Genomic DNA, 15,252 nt, shown 5'->3' with positions numbered 1-15,252 from the left:
GGTTATAATTTGAGGCTTTACGCGACAAGTACACCGGAATAGGCTGGTGCGGCTAGCGCAACTGATGGAGAAGATATGAAAGAAGGCATTCACCCCAACTACCGCGAAGTGTGTTTCCAGGACATGTCCAATGGATTCAAGTTCGTGACCCGTTCCTGCGCCAACACCAAGGAAATGATCGACATGGAAGATGGCCGCAAGCTGCCTCTGTTCAAGCTCGATACCACCAGTGAATCGCACCCCTTCTACACCGGCACACAGAAATCCGTGGACAACATGGGTGGTCGCGTTGAGAAGTTCCGCAACCGCTTCGGCAAGACCGCAGCGAAGTAAGCCGTACTCAGGTTTTGGCCTGAACCGCATTGAAAAAGCAGCCCGGGTTTCCGCGCTGCTTTTTTTAATGCCCAAGAAGTACCTTTGCCGTATCACGTGAACTCACCCAATCCCGCCATCGTTGCCCAGGCCGCCGTCAGGCGGCTGCCGCGCGGCTCCCTGCTGCTGCTGTGCCTGGCCTACGTGCTGCCCGGCTTTGTCGGTCGAGATGCCTGGAAGACCGCAGACATCACGGGTCTGGGGTTCATGGCTGAATTGGTTCAGGGCACTGCGTCGTGGCTGCATCCCACTCTGATGGGGCGAGCGCCCGAGAATCCTTCCCTGCTGCCGTATTGGCTAGGTGCCTGGTTCATGCAATGGAGCCCGGGTTGGTTGGATGCAGACTTTGCCGTACGGTTACCGTTCCTCTTGCTGCTGGTGCTGGCACTGGCTTGTACCTGGTATGGCACCTACTACCTGGCACGCAGTCCAAGGGCGCAGCCCGTCGCATTTGCCTTTGGCGGCGAGGCACAACCCAAGGATTACGCCCGTGCCATGGCAGACGGGGGATTGCTGGCGTTCATGGCCTGCCTGGGTCTGGCGCAACTGGGACACGAAACCACACCGGCGCTGGCACAACTGGGATTTGCCAGCCTGCTGTTTTATGCGGTATCGGCGCTGCACTACCACCCCCGTACGGCGTTGCTGTGCGCGATTTCGGGCGTGCTGGGCTTGGCCCTGAGCGGTGCCCCGACACTGGCCCTGCTCTTTCTGGGCGGTGGGGCTGCCATCCATCTGCTGGACCGCAACCATGAAGCGGAGCCCGATGAGCAAGACCCGCGCAAGGGGCTGAGCGCACTGTTGCTCCTGTGTGCCGCCGGGGCCAGTGCGTATCTGAGCCTGCGTCTGGACCTCTGGCGCTGGAAAGTGGAAATACCCAAGGCCACGCTGGCCGAGTTCAACGGCGCCATGCAGTTGCTCACCTGGTTCATCTGGCCGGCCTGGCCCCTGGCGCTCTGGACTATGTGGCGCTGGAGACGGCAATTGTTCAGCCGGGAGATCAGTCGCCATCTGGCATGGCCGCTCTGGTATGTGCTGGTGACGCTGAGCTCCACCCTTACAACGGGCTCACCGGACCGCACACTGCTGCTGGGCTTGCCTGCTTTCGCCGCGCTGGCCGCCTTTGCACTACCCACGCTGAAACGGCAGGTCGCGGCCCTGATCGACTGGTTTACCTTGCTGTTCTTCTGCGGTTGCGGCTTCACCATCTGGGTGGTGTGGATTGCCATGCAGACCGGCTTTCCGAGCCAGCCAGCCGCCAACGTGGCCCGCCTGGCCCCCGGCTTTGAGCCGCATTTCAACGTGCTGGCCTTTGTGCTGGCGCTGGGTGCCACCCTGGTGTGGGCGCGGCTGGTCAAGTGGCGAGTGGGACGGCACCGTGCCGCGATCTGGAAGAGCCTGGCGCTGCCCGCCAGTGGCGCGGCTCTGTGCTGGACGCTGCTGATGACGCTGTGGATGCCCCTGCTGAACTACACGCAAAGCTACAACGCACTCGTAGCCCATACGCTGGAGCGGATTCAGCCGGTAGGCTGTGTCGAGACCCTGGGCTTGGGTGCCAGCAAGATTGCCGCATTCCAGTTCTATGGCAAGCTGCAGTTGCGTCCCATGCAGGCCAAGGCCCAATGCCCCTGGCTGATATCGGAACCCATGGAAGACATGTCACCGCCGCGCTGGGTCGATAGCACGCAGTGGAACCTGCAGGCCCAGTTGCGCCATCCGGCCGACGGCAACGAAACCATTCTGCTTTTCAGGCGCCGATAGCGCCTGTTGACTCAGGCCAGTTCGTGCTCGCGCACGCGCACCCGTTGTGACGGGAAGCTGATGGCGAAGCGCGAGCCCTTACCCGGTGTGCTCTCTATGCTGAGCTCGGCACCATGGCGCTGGGATACGTGCTTGACAATGGCCAGGCCCAGCCCGGTGCCACCGGTCTCTCGGGAACGGCTGCGATCCACCCGGTAGAAGCGCTCCGTCAGTCTGGGAATGTGTTCCGGCGCAATGCCCTGCCCCTGGTCCACCACGCTGAACACTGCACCACCATCCGGCAAGGTTTCCCAGCGCACCTCGATGACCTTGTCATGCGGCGAATAGCGGATGGCGTTGCCGATCAGGTTGGACATGGCGCTGTGCAACTCCAGGCTGGAGCCGGCAATTTCCAGGCTGTCAGTCCCGATAAAGTGCAACTCGTGTGGTGTGCTCCACAGAATCAGCGACAGGTCATGCGCATCTTGTTCGCACTGGGCCATCAACATGCCTACAGACACCCAGTCCGTGGCAGCAGGTGGCGGGCTACCTTCCAGGCGCGAGAGCGTCAGCAGATCATTGACCAGCGTTTGCATGCGTTGTGCCTGCAGAGACATCAAGTCCAGGTAGCGCACGCGCTCTTCCTCGTCCAGTACCAGCGATTGCAGTGTTTCCACAAAACCTGCCAGCACCGTCAACGGGGTGCGGATTTCATGCGACACATTGGCCACGAAGTCGCGCCGCATGGCCTCAGCCTGCTCCAGCGCCGTGATGTCACGCGACAGCAGCAGGCTACGTCCATCGCCGTAGGGGTGGATATGCACCGAAAGCTTGATGGGCTTGGTGGCAGAGCTGTTGCGCCCCGGCATGACCACATCGTGGCTGAAGTCCTTTGCCGCCGCGTAGGCTGCAAAGCCGGGGTCACGCACCAGATTGCCCAGGTGCTGTAGCAGGTCGCGCTTGGCGTCCAGTCCGAAATGGGTCGAGGCCATTTGGTTGAACCACTCAATGCGCCCGTCACGGTCCAGCAACAGCACACCGTTGGGCGAGGCCTGCAGGGCAGCCAGAAATTCCTGCAGGCGCATTTCGCTCTCTGACAGTGTGCGTTCGCGCGCCCGCACCAGCTTGCGGATGCGGTCAAACACTTCACCCCACAAGCCGCTGCCCAATGGAATGTCGGACGTATCGCCCGCACGCAACCATTTGAGCAGCCGCAAGCCGCGCAAGGCGTCCAGCAGCAACCAGATGTAGCAGCCAACCAGTGCGGCCACCAGAACTTCTGCAGTCAGGTACTTGCTGCTGCCATTGAAGAACCAGACAGCCAGCGCGGGAATCGCCTGGCAGACCAAGAATGAAAATACGCGCCAGAGCATGGGCTAATGGTAGCCGCTCAGACGCCGGATTTTTCGGGGGACGCCAACGGTTGTAGCGGTTTCGCTGTGATCCGGTAACCAGCACCGCGCACGGTTTCCACCATGGGACCCGCCACACCCAGCGCCTCGCGCAGGCGTTTGACGTGCACATCCACCGTACGCTCTTCTATGTAGACGTGGTCACCCCACACCTTGTCGAGCAATTGCGCACGGCTGTGCACACGCTCCGCACTGTTCATAAAGAACTGCAGCAGCTTGAACTCCGTGGGCCCCAGCTTGAGCGGCTGGTCCTGGTAGGTCACGCGGTAGGTTGCCGGATCGAGTGACAAGCCGGCGATGGTGATCTTCTCGCCTACCTGCTCCGGCGTCTTGCGACGCAGGACGGCGCGCACGCGCGCCAGCAGTTCCTTGGTGGAAAAAGGTTTGGCAATGTAATCATCCGCGCCGGCATCCAGACCGGCCACGCGGTCAGCCTCGTCGCCACGCGCCGTCAGCATGATGATGGGAACGTCCTTGGTACGGGGATGGGCGCGCCAGCGCTTGGCCAGCACCAGACCGCTCTCCCCGGGCAGCATCCAGTCCAGCAGGATCAGGTCGGGCACAGACGCTTCGATCTCGCGTTCGGCGCTGGCGCTATCCATGGACCAGGTCGTGCGGAAACCGTTGTGCCGCAGGTTGACTGCAATCAGTTCAGCGATGGAGGGTTCGTCCTCCACCACCAGTACGGCGGGCATATTTCTCATCGAACCACCGACTCGATGTTTTCCATGCTGGTGTGGCGTACGTCTTCGCCCTTGACCACATAGATGATGAACTCGGCAATGTTCTTGGAATGGTCGCCGATACGCTCGATGGCCTTGGCCAGGAACAGCAGGTCCAGACAAGGAGAGATGGTGCGCGGATCTTCCATCATGTAGGTCACCAGTTTGCGCACAAAGCCATCGAACTCGGCGTCGATCAGGTCGTCTTCCTTGAGGATGGCCACCGCCGCGTTCACGTCCAGGCGGGCAAAAGCATCCAGTGCCTTGTTCAGCAGGCCAGAGGCCAGATCGGCAGCCACGCGCAACTCCAGCGAGGGCAGCGAGCGGTGGGCTCCGCTCTGAATGATGGAGCGCACCATGCGGGCAATCTTCTCCGCCTCGTCACCCACCCGCTCCAGATTGGCCGTGGTCTTGGAGATGGCGATCAACAGACGCAGGTCACGCGCTGTAGGCTGGCGCCGGGCAATGATGGAAGACAACGCGTGGTCGATTTCCACTTCCATCGCATTGACGCGCGATTCGTTGGCAGACACCTGCTCGGCAGCTTCCATGTTGAACTGAGCCAGCGAGTAAATGGCGTGGCGAATCTGTGACTCGACCAGACCGCCCATCTCCATCACCTGGCTGGATACGGAGGTCAGTTCACTGTCGAACTGGGTGGACAAATGTTTATCAGGCATGGTTGTTTCCTTAGATCCGTCAATGATCAGCCGAAGCGGCCCGTGATGTAGTCTTCCGTTTCCTTGCGGTTGGGCTTGAAGAACATCTGCTCGGTGGCACCAAACTCCACCAGGTCACCCAGGTACATATAGGCGGTGTAGTCGCTGCAACGGGCGGCTTGCTGCATGTTGTGGGTCACGATGACCACGGTGTAGTCTTCCTTGAGTTCGACGATCAGCTCTTCCACCTTGGCCGTGGAAATAGGGTCCAGCGCAGAGCAGGGTTCGTCCAGCAGCAGGACTTCGGGCTTGATGGCAATGCCACGTGCAATGCACAGGCGCTGCTGCTGACCGCCGGACAGACTGCTGCCGCTCTGATGCAGCTTGTCTTTCACTTCGGTCCACAGGGCCGACTTGCGCAAGGCCCACTCCACCCGCTCTTCCATGTCGGTTGCATTGAGGTTCTCGAACAGCTTCACGCCGAACGCAATGTTGTCGTAAATCGACATGGGAAACGGCGTGGGCTTCTGGAACACCATGCCGACCTTGGCGCGCAACAGGGCCACATCTTCCTTGCTGGTCAGCAGGTTCTCGCCGTCCAGCAGGATTTCACCTTCGGCGCGCTGCTCGGGATACAGCTCGAACATGCGATTGAAGATGCGCAACAACGTGGACTTGCCGCAACCGGAGGGTCCGATGAAGGCGGTGACCTTCTTCTCCGGAATGTTCATGTTGATGCCCTTGAGGGCGTGGAACTTGCCGTAGAAGAAGTTCAGATCCTTGACGGCAATCTTGGTATTTTCGGTAACGGTAGGCAGAGCTGGCATGGCGTTATCTTTTCTTAAATGGGTCAATGAATGGCAATGTGCCTGTCAGGATTTGGAGCGCGTCAGTACCCGGGCCATGATGTTGAGCCCCAGCACGGCCAATGTGATCAGGAACACACCGGCCCACGCCAGCTTCTGCCAGTTCTCATAAGGGCTCATGGCGAACTTGAAGATGGTCACCGGCAGACTGGCCATGGGCTGGTTCAGGCTGGAGGTCCAGAACTGGTTGGACAGGGCCGTGAACAGCAAGGGAGCGGTCTCGCCCGAGATACGCGCCACCGCCAGCAAAATGCCGGTGATCACACCGGTGCGGGCTGCCTTAAGGGTGATGCTCAGGATCACCTTCCACTTGGGAGCACCCAGCGCATAGGCCGCTTCGCGCAGACCCGGTGGAACCAGTTGCAGCATGTTTTCAGTGGTGCGAATCACCACCGGGATGACGATGAGGGCCAGAGCAATCACGCCAGCAATAGCGGAGAAGCTATGCACCGGATGCACCACCACCGCGTACACAAACAGGCCAATCACGATACTGGGTGCCGAAAGCAGGATGTCATTCACAAAACGGGTGACATTGGCCAGCCAGCCCTTGGGTTCAAACTCTGCCAGATAGATACCGGCCATGACACCGATCGGCGTGCCCACAAACGTGGCCAGGAACACCATCAGCAGTGAGCCGTAAATGGCGTTGAGCAGGCCACCGTCTTCATTCGGGCCGGGCGTCATCTGCGTCAACGTGGCAAGGCTCAGGCCGCCAATGCCCTGGCGAATGGTTTCCCACAGGATCCAGAACAACCAGAACAGGCCGAAAGCCATGGCGGCCAGCGCCAGGCCGGTGGCAATTTTGTTGACGACATTGCGCTTGGCAAACATGGCCGCACGCGCGGCACGTACCTCAGGTGACATCATGATTTGGCCCCTTCACTCTTGCGCAGTTGAGCCAGCAGCAGCTTGGACAGCGAGAGAATCACAAAGGTAATAAAGAAGAGCACAAGGCCCAGATACATCAAGGCTGCCTGGTGCAGGCCCTCGCCAGCCTCGGCAAACTCGTTGGCCAGAGCGGAAGTAATACTGTTGGCTGCCTGAAACAGACTCACCGAATCCAGCTGGTTGAAATTGCCGATCACGAAGGTGACTGCCATGGTCTCGCCAATCGCTCGGCCCAGGCCCAGCATGATGCCGCCTATGACACCGGTCTTGGTGAAGGGCAGCACAATCTTGTAGACCACTTCCCAGGTGGTTGCTCCCAGTCCGTAGGCGGACTCCTTGAGCATGGGCGGGGTGACTTCAAATACGTCGCGCATCACCGCCGAGATGAACGGGATGATCATGATGGCCAGGATGATGCCGGCCGACAGAATGCCGATACCCACCGGCGGACCGGACACAAAGGCGCCCAGATAGGGCACGCCATTGAGTGCGGCCTGCAGTGGCTGCTGCACATAGGTGGACAGCACCGGGCCGAAAATCAGCAAGCCCCACATGCCATACACGATGGATGGAATGGCCGCCAGCAACTCGATGGCCGTACCCAACGGGCGCTTGAGCCATGCGGGAGACAGTTCGGTCAGGAACAGCGCAATACCGAAACTCACCGGCACTGCGATGACCAGCGCAATGATGGAGGTGGCCAGCGTGCCGTAAATCATCACCAGACCACCGAAGTCTTCTTGCACCGGGTCCCAAGCCTTGCTGGTCAGAAAGCCCAGCCCGTACTTGGAGATGGCAGGCCAGGCGCTGATGGTCAGCGAGGTCAGGATCGCCAGCAACAGGCCCAGCGTGAAAATGGCGGCGCCTTTGGCAAGAAAGCCGAACAAGCGGTCCGCCATCGGACCAGAGCGCGCCCGCTTCGGGCCTTTGGATGAAGTCATGGCGAGCGCCTTTTCTTTTTCTGTCAATCCGGCCGGGGAATCCCCATGCGCAAGGGTAGAAGACATCGGGATTCCTCCGCGGTTCAATTACTTGAACGCAATGGCCTTGCCGCTGCCGTCCTTGATTTCACCCCAGGACTTCTGGATCAGGGCGACCACAGATGCCGGCAGGGGAACATAGTCCAGATCTGCAGCGGTCTTGCCACCGTTGGCATAAGCCCAGTTGAAGAACTTGAGGACTTCGGAACCATTGGCCGGCTTGTCCTGCTTGGCATGCATCAGGATGAAGGTGGCGCCGCTGATGGGCCATGCTTCCTTGCCGGGGTTGTTGGTCAGGATCTGATAGAACGACTTGTTCCAGTCGGCACCGGCGGCGGCGGCCTTGAAAGCGTCGTCTTCGGGCTTGACGAAATTGCCTGCGGCATTTTGCAGAACGGCGTAGTTCATCTTGTTCTGCTTGACGTAGGAGTATTCGACGTAGCCGATGGAATTGGGCAGGCGGTTCACGAAGGCGGAAACACCTTCGTTGCCCTTGCCGCCAGCGCCCACGGGCCAGTTCACGGCTGTGCCTTCACCGACCTTGGACTTCCACTCGGCGTTGACCTTGCTCAAGTAGTTGGTGAAGATGAAGGTGGTGCCGGAACCATCCGCGCGGCGCACCTGGGCAATGGCGGTGTCGGGCAGGGGCAGCGTGGGGTTCAGCGCCTTGATCGCGGGATCATTCCACTTGGTCACCTTGCCCAGGAAGATGTCGCCCAGCAGCTGACCGGTCAGCTTGAGTTGGCCGGGTTCGATGCCCTTGACATTGATCACGGGAACCACGCCGCCGATCACGGTGGGGAACTGCACTTGGCCCTTGGACTTGAGCACGTCATCGGTCTGGGGCATGTCGGAAGCGCCAAAGTCGACGGTCTTGGAGTCAATCTGCTTGATACCACCACCGGAGCCGATGGACTGGTAGTTCACCTTCACGCCAGTGGCCTTGTTGTAGTCGGAAGCCCACTTTGCGTAGATGGGCGCAGGGAAGCTGGCGCCAGCGCCGGTGATTTCCTGGGCGCCTGCAACGCCGGAAAAGCTGAAAGATGCAACTGCGGCAACAGCCAGGAGCGAATGGTTGAACAACGTCTTCATAGTTAACCTTTGAGGTTGTGTTTAAGGAACCTATGAACTCTAAGAAAGATTTATGACACTCATGTGACATTCAACCGCATTTGCCGGATGTTGCAAACAACTCTTTTGTCACCAAAGCATGGCATCAAATGTCATACCTCTGTCACAAAGTCTTCTTACGCTCTGGGCTTTTCTACAGGAGTACCTTCGATGTCGATCTCTTTCTCTCGCCGTAGCCTGGTTGCTTGTGCTGCTGCAGGATTTGCTGCTCTGATGACTGGTTGCGCCAGCGTGCCAGCTCCTGTCAGCCTGACCGAAACCATTGCCAAGACCCCTTCCCTTAGCACCTTGAGCGGCCTGATCGGCAGCGCCGGACTGGCTGACACACTGAACGGAACCGGCCCCTTCACGGTCTTCGCCCCCAGCAATGAAGCATTCAAGGCCGTTCCGGCCAAGACCATGGACGATCTGGCCAAGCACCCCGAAAAACTCAAGGATGTGCTGCGCTACCACGTGGTTGCTGGCAAATCCGTGGCAGCCGACATCAAGAATTCCAAGGTCAAGAGCCTGCAAGGTTCCGAGCTGGAGCTTTCCAAGGCGGGTGAGTTCGTGACCGTGGAAAGCGCAGCCGTGACCACCGCCGACATCGCCGCAACCAATGGCGTCGTGCACATCATCGACACCGTGCTGATTCCCCCAGCCAAGAAGTAAGCCGCACTCCTCTGCCCTGCGTTTGCGGACCTGGAATGGGCTGCATAGAGCACCGGGGTCCGTTGCCCAGCGCAGCGGACCCCGTTTTGCCCTTTTCGGCCAGCCCCGGCCAGGTGCCCTTCTTCTTGCGGGTGCTATGCTCCGCCGAGCAAAACAAAGCTACCAACACACTTCATGCAATCTGGAAACCGCCTCGCCGCTGTGGACCTGGGCTCCAACAGCTTCCGCCTGGAAATCGGTCGCATTGACCACGGTGAATTTCTCCGAGCCGAGTACCTGAAAGAAACCGTGCGTCAGGGCGGCGGCCTGGATGAAAGCCGCAACCTCACACCCCAGGCCATGCAGGCCGGCTGGGATTGTCTGGCCCGCTTTGGCGAGCGCCTGGCAGGCTTCAAACCCTCCGAGGTTCGTGCCGTAGCCACCCAAACCCTGCGCGAAGCGCGCAACCGCGACGAATTTCTGGAGCGTGCCAACCAGATTCTGGGCTTCCCGATCGACGTGATCTCCGGAAGGGAAGAAGCGCGGCTGATCTACCAGGGCGTGGCCCAGATGCTGCCGGTTTCCGAAGAACGCCGCCTGGTCATCGACATTGGTGGCCGCTCCACCGAACTGATTCTGGGCCAGGGCCGCAAGCCCAGGGTCATGGAGTCCTTCCGGGTCGGCAGCATTGCCTGGTCCAAGCGCTTCTTTCCCGATGGGCAGTTCACCCACAAGGCATTCGAACTGGCGGAAGTTGCCGCCACCGCCGTGCTCGACGAGGCATTCGAGGCTTACCACCCCGACCACTGGGACACCGCCTACGGTTCGGCCGGCACCGTCGGTGCCGTGGGCGACGTGCTGATCGCAGCGGGTTGGCCCAGCGGTCACATCAGCAAGGAAGGGCTGGACTGGCTGCTGGACAAGCTGGTCACAGCCCAATCGGTGGACCGCCTGCGCATGCCCGGCATGCGCGAAGACCGCAAGGCCATCATTGGCGGCGGCTTGAGCGTGATGCGCGCCATCTTCACCCTGCTCAACATCGAGAGCATGGAAATGGCCACTGGCGGCCTGCGCCACGGTCTGATCTGCGACCTGCTGGGCAATACCGGCTACAGCGGCGATCTGCGCGTCAACAGTGTGAACCGCCTGGCGCTGAAGTTCGGCGTCGATACGGTGCATGGCAAGCGCGTTGGCAAGGTGGCCAGCCAGCTGCATTCGCAGCTGACAGGCGGTTCCAGAAAGCAGAGTGACACCGAAGTCGAGCGCTCCCTGCGCAAGCTGCTGTGGGCCGCTGAACTGCATGAAATCGGTAGCCATATTTCCCACAGCGACTACCACAAGCACGGTGCCTACATCCTGGACAACGCAGATGCCATGGGCTTTTCCCTGTCCGAAATGCACCGGCTCAGCCTGCTGGTGCTGGGCCACCGGGGCAAGCTGCGCAAACTTGAAAACGCCCTCACCGACACCGAGCTGGTGTGCCAGCTGGTGTGCCTGCGTCTAGCGGTCATCCTGTGCCACGCGCGACGCGACCCCGATCTGGACGGATTGAACCTCAAGCGCATGGACGCCAACGGCACCACCATTCGCCTGGTGTGCCGGGAAGGGTGGGCAGAAAGCTATCCGCAATCCGCACACCTGCTGCGTGAAGAGTGTCTGGCCTGGGAAAAGACGCCCTGGAAACTGGACGTCAAAGGCGTCTAGACCCAACGCGGCATCCCAGGGAAGGGGCAGCCTTTTCTGTCCCGTTGCAGCACAGCGCGCCGCTGACCGGCGGACAGCGTCACACATCTGAAATATTGGTTTCGTAATCTCGAAGGATGACGAAGCTTTTTCTGCGCCTGCCCCTTGGTACGGGCCATCGCAAACCATGGGCGGCCGTGCTTCTCACGGCCATTGCCGCCACCCTCTGGTGCTCTGGCACGGTGCTGGCCCAATCCGTACCGCCGTCCGATCCTGCAGACATTGCCGAACTGCGCTTTGCCGACTTCTTTCAGTCTCCCCTGGGCCCCAAAGGCGCGCAAACCACGCCCGCGCTGTTGCAGGCCGACGGCAAGACCGTGCGCCTGGTTGGCTACATGGTGCAGCAGGAGCGCCCCTCGCTGGGCCGCTTCATGCTAACGCCGCGGCCCGTGCGCATGAGCGAGCATGCCGACGGCGACGCCGACGATCTGCCCATCGCCTGGGCCATGGTCTATTTGGACCCCAGCCAGTCGGACTTTGTCGTGCCCTATGTGCGCGGCCGCATTGAGGTGCAAGGCACGGTCAGCGTAGGCCGCTTCGAGGAACAGGATGGCCGCGTGTCCTGGGTACGCCTGCAGCTCGCTCCGGAAGCCACGCGCGGCATGAATTTCTTCGAGGTGGCCAACTACCTGCACACCTTGCAGCACATCCATTGAGCCGATTTTCAACCATCGTTTTCCGTCACCCAACCTGCATATGAACAAACACCCTCTTCACCTGATTGCGTCGGCTGTCCTGGCCTGCATGGCCGTGCACATGAACGCCCAGGCGGCGCCCACGGTGAGCCGCCTGACACCTCCGAGCGAACTCTTTGCCAGTGGCAACGCAGCACCCGTGATTGCCCGTTTTCTGCCCGGGCAACGCTTTGACTTGCAAGCCACGGTGCGTCCCGACGAGGCAGGCAAAACCATTACCGCCGCGCAATTTGCCATCGACGGCAAACCCGTGGATGCCAACGTGGCGCTGCGCAGCTGCAGCAGCGGCTGCCTTGGGGCAGTACCCACCAATGCCACTATTGCCACGGTGCGTGCGGTATCGGCCACCAAGCCCGGTATCCACACACTGCAGGTCACTGCGACCCAAAGCGACGGCCAGACCGTGACAGCTACCGGCAATTTCGAAATCATTCCCCTGGTAGCGGGCGGCCAGAAGGTCAAGAACATCATCATCATGCTGGGTGACGGCATGGGTGCCGCACAGCGCACCGGCGCACGTATCGTCGCCGGTGGCTATGCGCAGGGCAAGACCATCACCCCGCTGGCCATGGACACATTCCCCGTCACCGGCATGGTGAAGACGGCTTCGCTGAACTCGGTGGTGACCGATTCTTCGCCCGGCATGACCTCCCACGTCTCCGGCAACAAGAACAACAACAATGAAGAAGGCGTGTTCCCCGACGACACGGTGGACCCGTTTGACAATCCGCGCATCGAGTACCTGAGCGAATATCTGCACCGCACGCAAGGCAAGGCCCTGGGCTTGGTCACCACTGCCGACGTGTTTGATGCCACACCGGCCGGCAATGCCATCCACACCAGCAACCGGGGTGCCGGCACCGGCATCGTTGACCAGTTCCTGGATGACCGCAAACTCACTGGCCTGACCGTGCTCATGGGCGGCGGCCGCAAATGGTTCGTGCTCTCCGCCACGCCCGGCTCTGCCCGCGGCGACAAGACCGACTACGCCTTCTCCGCCACCGACGCCCATACCGCCGACATCGTCAAGCGCTGGGGTGCTTCTGCGGGGCAGATGGACAAGGACCGCGACCTGCTGGCCGACTTCCAGGCCGCAGGCTTCAGCTACGCACCTGACAAAACCACGCTGGACGGCCTGAGCCCCGCCAAGACCGACAAGCTGCTGGGCCTGTTTGCCCACTCCAACATGAACGTGGCACTGGACAAGATCGACGGCCGTCGCAACAAGGCGCGTGGCATCACCGGCCGCGTGGTGGATGACTACGGCCTGCCCGACCAGCCCATGCTGGACGAAATGACCGACAAGGCCCTGGCCGTGCTGGAGCGCCAGAAGAATGGCTTTGTGCTGATGGTCGAGGGTGCCTCCATCGACAAGCAGGCGCACAACATGGACACCGAGCGCTGGCTGCTCGACACCATCGAGTTCGACCGTGCCATCAAGCGTGTGCAGGAATTTGCCCGCACCCATGGCGACACCCTGGTCATCGTCACGGCCGACCATGAGTGCTCGGGTGCTGCGCTGATCGGCGGCTCGCGTGTGACCGATGCACGCTTGCAGGAACTGGTGCGCGAAGGCGGTGCCGCCAACATCCGCGACAAGGTGGTTGGCATCTACGAGCAAGCAGGCTTTCCCAAGTACAAGATTGCAGCCGACGGCTATCCGGAAACCACCGACATCGACTACCGCCTGCTGGTGGGTTATGGCGCCAACTCCGACCGCTATGAAGACTTCCGCACCAATGACCGCCCGCTGCAGGACAGCCAGCAGCCGTTCGTGAAAAAGGAACCTCTGTCGGTCTACCCGGCCAATCCAGCGGTGCGTGATGTCGATGGCAAATTCCTGGTGACCGGTCAGGTTCCCGGCGAAAGCGCCGTGCACACCGCTACCGACATTCCGCTGTCGGCCTATGGCCCGGGTGCATGGAACTTCACCGGTGTACAGGACAACACCGATGTGTTCTTCAAGCTGGCCCAGGCGGCCAACGGCGTGGTGATTCCCGCCGACCTCATGCCGACAAGACGCGTAGCAAAGAAATAACCGTCACTTCTGGCAGCGCAAGGCCGTTGGTTTTATAGCCATCGGCCTTTTTCTTTGGTTGCTCGTCATTTGTGAACCGTATAAACTATATACATCGTTTATCAAGTTGGAGTGTTTATGCAAGCAAACAAGGCAGCCGCCGAAGCCACCACCTCTGCAGCCCCTGTCGCGCCCGCCGCAGCCCCTAGCGCCCCCGTTGCCAAACCGGCCGCGAAGGCTTCTGCAAAGCCCGCCAAGCCAGCCAAGAAGGTGGCTGCCAAGCCCGCCGCGAAACCCGCTGCAAAGAAGCCCGTAGCCAAGGTGGCAAAGCCAGCTGCCAAGCCCGAAGCCAAAGCTGCCCCCAAGGCCACCAAGCCCGCAGAAGACAAGGCCCCCAAAGAGAAGAAGATCAAGATGGTGCGCGACAGCATCTCCATCCCCAAGAACGAATACGTGGTGCTGGACGCACTCAAGCTGCGCGCTGGCAAATTGGCCGCCCCGGCCAAGAAGACCGAACTGATCCGTGCCGGCATCAAGGCCCTGGCCGCCATGTCGGACTCCGCTTTCGTGGCCGCTGTACGCGCCGTACCCAGCCTCAAGACTGGACGCCCGGCCAAGGCTGCCTAGGTCCACTCAAGCAACTTTGCTCACGGCCTGGCGCTTTCGCGCCAGCGCCGTATTTCTTCGATGACCCAAGACGGGTCATCCAGTGTCAGGTCGTGACCGGCTGTGGGATGCACTCTCAGCACACTTCCCCATTGCTGTGCGAGTGCCCGTGAGCACGCCATATTCACCAAACGATCCCGTTCACCTGCCAAAACCAGTGTGGGTACCGGCGCAACCAGCGGTGCACGGTACCGTGCAGCCGCCAGCAATTGACGCCACGCGTTGGCTTTGGTGACGGGACGCAGCACGCGTTCGAAACGCCAGTCCTGCAGCACGGCTTTCTGCGGGTGATTGGCAGTGCGGCGCAGAATAGCCGACTCCCAGGCATTGGCGCCACCGCGCACCAGCAAGGGTTTAAGCAAGTCCGCCATGGCAGTTGGTCGCATGCGTTGCCAGACCGGATTGAAGGGTCTTGAGCTGGTATTGATGAGCACCAGCTCCCGCACCTCCTGCGGCCACTGCGCAGCCCATTGCGCTGCCACCATACCCCCCAGCGACATGGCCAGAATGCTGACCGGTTCTGTGACGCCCAACGCACGCAGGGCATTGCGGCAATGGCTTGCCATGTCTTGCACGGTCGAAGGACTGCGCCGCGAGAAGAGCAAGCCGTTGCCCGGCATATCCAGCGTGATCACCCGAACCGACAGCGCGTTTTTCAGCTCGGCGTCAAAGCCGGCCCAATGCGCACTGGAGCGCGTCAAACCACGTAGCAGGACCCAGGTTTCCAT

General features: G+C 60.8%; 15 protein-coding genes. 7 read left to right on the top strand and 8 right to left on the bottom strand.

Features of this window, described 5'->3' with window-relative positions; translation table 11 throughout:
- The first annotated feature begins 75 nt into the window (after positions 1 to 75).
- Together AAGF34_RS18315 and AAGF34_RS18310 are read left to right on the top strand one after the other, a co-directional pair.
- Positions 76 to 333, top strand: a complete 258-nt coding sequence (locus tag AAGF34_RS18315; protein ID WP_138516054.1) for a type B 50S ribosomal protein L31 — start codon at positions 76 to 78, stop codon at positions 331 to 333.
- Positions 334 to 429: 96 nt separating this feature from the next.
- Positions 430 to 2,133, top strand: coding sequence for a hypothetical protein (locus tag AAGF34_RS18310; RefSeq protein WP_342617145.1), 1,704 nt, complete (start codon positions 430 to 432; stop codon positions 2,131 to 2,133).
- 11 nt (positions 2,134 to 2,144) lie between these two features.
- On the opposite strand, the gene phoR is transcribed toward AAGF34_RS18310, so the two are convergent.
- The 7 genes from phoR to pstS all read right to left on the bottom strand — a co-directional run bounded on the left by phoR (position 2,145) and on the right by pstS (position 8,734).
- Positions 2,145 to 3,485: a phosphate regulon sensor histidine kinase PhoR gene (gene phoR / locus AAGF34_RS18305; RefSeq protein WP_342617144.1), complete on the bottom strand. Its 1,341-nt coding sequence runs from the start codon at positions 3,483 to 3,485 to the stop codon at positions 2,145 to 2,147.
- 17 nt (positions 3,486 to 3,502) lie between these two features.
- Positions 3,503 to 4,228: a phosphate regulon transcriptional regulator PhoB gene (gene phoB, locus AAGF34_RS18300; protein WP_342617143.1), complete on the bottom strand. Its 726-nt coding sequence runs from the start codon at positions 4,226 to 4,228 to the stop codon at positions 3,503 to 3,505.
- Positions 4,225 to 4,926 carry a phosphate signaling complex protein PhoU gene (gene phoU, locus AAGF34_RS18295; RefSeq protein ID WP_342617142.1) on the bottom strand — a complete coding sequence of 234 codons (702 nt, stop codon included), beginning with the start codon at positions 4,924 to 4,926 and terminating at the stop codon, positions 4,225 to 4,227. Before phoU ends, phoB begins: the two co-directional genes overlap by 4 nt.
- 26 nt (positions 4,927 to 4,952) lie before the next feature.
- Positions 4,953 to 5,732, bottom strand: a complete 780-nt coding sequence (gene pstB, locus AAGF34_RS18290) for a phosphate ABC transporter ATP-binding protein PstB (protein WP_342617141.1) — start codon at positions 5,730 to 5,732, stop codon at positions 4,953 to 4,955.
- 45 nt (positions 5,733 to 5,777) lie between these two features.
- Positions 5,778 to 6,638: a phosphate ABC transporter permease PstA gene (gene pstA / locus AAGF34_RS18285; RefSeq protein WP_342621132.1), complete on the bottom strand. Its 861-nt coding sequence runs from the start codon at positions 6,636 to 6,638 to the stop codon at positions 5,778 to 5,780.
- The gene (pstC, locus tag AAGF34_RS18280; protein WP_342621131.1) at positions 6,638 to 7,603 is read right to left on the bottom strand and encodes a phosphate ABC transporter permease subunit PstC; all 966 of its coding nucleotides are present in this window, start codon (positions 7,601 to 7,603) and stop codon (positions 6,638 to 6,640) included. Before pstC ends, pstA begins: the two co-directional genes overlap by 1 nt.
- 87 nt (positions 7,604 to 7,690) lie before the next feature.
- Positions 7,691 to 8,734, bottom strand: a complete 1,044-nt coding sequence (gene pstS, locus AAGF34_RS18275) for a phosphate ABC transporter substrate-binding protein PstS (protein ID WP_342617140.1) — start codon at positions 8,732 to 8,734, stop codon at positions 7,691 to 7,693.
- 189 nt (positions 8,735 to 8,923) lie between these two features.
- Between pstS and AAGF34_RS18270 the strand changes: the two genes are divergently transcribed.
- The 5 genes from AAGF34_RS18270 (at position 8,924) to AAGF34_RS18250 (ending at position 14,485) form a co-directional block, all read left to right on the top strand.
- Positions 8,924 to 9,424 (top strand): fasciclin domain-containing protein, encoded by a 501-nt coding sequence (locus AAGF34_RS18270; protein ID WP_342617139.1) that lies wholly within the window; start codon positions 8,924 to 8,926, stop codon positions 9,422 to 9,424.
- A 174-nt stretch (positions 9,425 to 9,598) separates the two neighbouring features.
- Positions 9,599 to 11,107 carry a Ppx/GppA phosphatase family protein gene (locus AAGF34_RS18265; protein ID WP_342617138.1) on the top strand — a complete coding sequence of 503 codons (1,509 nt, stop codon included), beginning with the start codon at positions 9,599 to 9,601 and terminating at the stop codon, positions 11,105 to 11,107.
- 116 nt (positions 11,108 to 11,223) lie between these two features.
- Positions 11,224 to 11,802, top strand: coding sequence for a hypothetical protein (locus tag AAGF34_RS18260; RefSeq protein ID WP_342617137.1), 579 nt, complete (start codon positions 11,224 to 11,226; stop codon positions 11,800 to 11,802).
- A gap of 40 nt (positions 11,803 to 11,842) precedes the next feature.
- On the top strand, positions 11,843 to 13,879 hold the full coding sequence (locus AAGF34_RS18255) for an alkaline phosphatase (RefSeq protein WP_342617136.1): 2,037 nt from the start codon (positions 11,843 to 11,845) through the stop codon (positions 13,877 to 13,879).
- 117 nt (positions 13,880 to 13,996) lie between these two features.
- On the top strand, positions 13,997 to 14,485 hold the full coding sequence (locus tag AAGF34_RS18250) for a hypothetical protein (protein WP_342617135.1): 489 nt from the start codon (positions 13,997 to 13,999) through the stop codon (positions 14,483 to 14,485).
- A 20-nt stretch (positions 14,486 to 14,505) separates the two neighbouring features.
- Here AAGF34_RS18250 and AAGF34_RS18245 read toward each other — a convergent pair whose 3' ends face one another.
- A complete protein-coding gene (locus AAGF34_RS18245; protein WP_342617134.1) occupies positions 14,506 to 15,252 on the bottom strand; it encodes an alpha/beta hydrolase in 747 nt (248 codons plus the stop codon).

This window comes from Rhodoferax sp. GW822-FHT02A01 (assembly GCF_038784515.1).
Classification (GTDB): domain Bacteria; phylum Pseudomonadota; class Gammaproteobacteria; order Burkholderiales; family Burkholderiaceae_C; genus Allorhodoferax.
This window is presented reverse-complemented; position numbering and strand designations above follow the sequence as displayed.